This is a genomic window from Streptomyces caeni, assembly GCF_042678285.1.
Classification (GTDB): Bacteria; Actinomycetota; Actinomycetes; order Streptomycetales; family Streptomycetaceae; genus Streptomyces; species Streptomyces caeni.
Genome location: NZ_JBHUDX010000137.1, coordinates 1 through 1,352, shown reverse-complemented (window position 1 = coordinate 1,352; position 1,352 = coordinate 1). Strand labels below are relative to the sequence as shown.

The 1,352-nt window shown below is 62.3% G+C and carries 2 protein-coding genes; both read left to right on the top strand.

Translation table 11 applies throughout. The features are described 5' to 3' along the window. Nucleotides 1-722, top strand: a 722-nt coding sequence (locus tag ACFSL4_RS35815; RefSeq protein WP_417822043.1) for a Mu transposase domain-containing protein, incomplete at its 5' end; no start/stop codon positions are given. Then, a partial coding sequence (gene istB, locus ACFSL4_RS35810) for an IS21-like element helper ATPase IstB (protein ID WP_381092136.1) occupies nucleotides 719-1,352 on the top strand: 634 nt, incomplete at its 3' end. The genes ACFSL4_RS35815 and istB, both read left to right, overlap by 4 nt.

Genomic DNA, 1,352 nt, shown 5'->3' with positions numbered 1-1,352 from the left:
TCAACCTTTGGCTGGAGGAGCAATGCCGCAAGCGCCAGCACGATGTCCTGCGCGGTGAGAGCGAGACGATCGGCGAGCGGTTGCAACGTGATCTGGTTGCCATGCGCCCCCTCCCGGTCGCGCCTTTCGACGCCTGTGACCAGGACAGTGGCCGCGTCTCGTCCCAGTGTCTGGTGCGCTACAAGACCAACGACTACTCGGTGCCGGTTGCCTTCGGCCATCAGGATGTCTGGATCCGGGCCTATGTCCACGAGGTGGTGATCGGCTGCCGGGGCGAGGTCATTGCCCGCCATCCCCGCTGCTGGGATCGCGAGGAGATCGTCTTCAACCCGATCCACTACCTGCCGCTGCTGGAGCAGAAGATCAACGCACTCGATCAGGCCGCACCATTGCAAGGCTGGGAGCTTCCCGAGGAGTTCGCAACGTTGCGCCGGCTAATGGAAGCTCGCATGAACCGACATGGCCGACGCGAATACGTCCAGGTCCTGCGGTTGCTCGAGACCTTTGATCTGGCTGATCTGCATGCCGCGGTGAAGCAGGCGCTTCAGATGGGCGCAATCGGCTTCGACGCCGTGAAGCACCTGCTGCTTTGCCGTGTTGAACACCGTCCGCCCCGGCTGGACCTGGACTGTTATCCCTATCTACCCAAGGCAACAGTCGAGAAAACCAGGCCCGGCTCCTATATGCGGTTGTTGTCGGGCGATGCGGAGGACGCGGCATGAGCGATGGTCCGGAAATCCTGCTCGCCCATCACCTCAAGGCGCTGAAGCTGCCCACGTTCCTGCGGGAACATCAGAAGCTGGCCCGGCAATGTGCGGCCGAAGGCATGGATCATGTCCGATACCTCGCCCGGCTTGTTGAACTGGAGTTGATCGACCGGGAGCGGAGGATGGTCGAGCGCCGCATCAAGGCCGCCAAATTCCCCACGGTCAAAAGCCTCGACAGCTTCGACTTCAGCGCCATCCCGAAGCTCAACAAGATGCAGGTGCTGGAACTGGCCCGCTGCGAATGGATCGAGCGGCGCGAGAACGTCATTGCCCTTGGCCCAAGCGGCACGGGCAAGACGCACATTGCCCTTGGCCTCGGGCTGGCGGCTTGTCAGAAGGGCATGTCGGTCAGCTTCACCACCGCCGCAGCCCTGGTCAACGAACTGATGGAGGCCCGCGACGAACGTCGCCTGCTTCGCTTTCAGAAGCAGATGGCTGCCGTCAAGTTGCTGATCGTCGACGAACTGGGCTTTGTGCCGCTGTCCAAGACCGGCGCCGAGTTGCTGTTCGAGCTGATCTCGCACCGCTACGAGCGCGGCTCGACCCTGATCACCAGCAATCTGCCCTTCGATGAATGGACCGAGA